At 61.1% G+C, this 668-nt stretch carries 1 protein-coding gene and 1 pseudogene; both read left to right on the plus strand.

The genetic code is table 11. The annotated features are described in order from the left end of the window. The first annotated feature begins 51 nt into the window (after window positions 1-51). Complete coding sequence (locus A5791_RS25970; RefSeq protein ID WP_231995867.1) at window positions 52-222, plus strand: recombinase family protein; 171 nt, start codon at window positions 52-54, stop codon at window positions 220-222. A gap of 132 nt (window positions 223-354) precedes the next feature. Further along, window positions 355-668: pseudogene (locus A5791_RS11690) on the plus strand (site-specific integrase); the annotation flags it as partial.

The following is a 668-nucleotide window of genomic DNA, read 5'->3' on the forward strand; positions in this document are numbered from 1 at the left end:
AAGAAGCGCAGAGGCGAGAGAATCGGAAGACCCAGAGCTGCAACGGCTTCGGTGGTCCGCCGCATTGTCCGAGACAGGAATGCCGGCTGGACTTACGACGCCATCGCTTCCGCTCTCACCGAAGAAAAAACCCTAAGTCCGCTAGGCAAACCGGCGTGGCAACCGTCGACGGTTCGCCGGATCTACGCCAGCGCCACGACACAGGTCCAGGTGTCGGCATGAACCGGGAACGCCAGCAGGACGACACGGCAGAGACTGAGCCGCAGCCCTGCGGTGACCCGACATGCAAAGGCTACGGTCCTCCGGAGCCGATAGACGACGAGGAGGACTCGTCCGCAGAAGAGAGGACGCAGTATGGCTCACATTCGCAAGCGGCCGTCCGGCAAGGTGGACAAGTTCGGCAATCCCATAGTGCGGTATCAGGTTGTATGGCTGGAGCCTGTACGCGATGAGTTCGGTGCACCTACGGGACAGTTCAAGCAAACGTCAGAGACGTTCGATACCGAGCGCAAGGCCAAGGCGCGTCTGCGAAAGGTGGAGGATGCCCTGGACAGTGCTAAGGGCATCGACCCGAGCAGCGCTAAGGCGAAGGCCAATCGGCCACTAGGGGAGTACGCCAAGCAATACCTGGACAGCCTTGCGGGACAGGTAGACCCTTCCACCATCGA

It is taken from the genome of Mycobacterium sp. 852002-51163_SCH5372311 (genome assembly GCF_001667115.1).
Taxonomy (GTDB): Bacteria; Actinomycetota; Actinomycetes; order Mycobacteriales; family Mycobacteriaceae; genus Mycobacterium.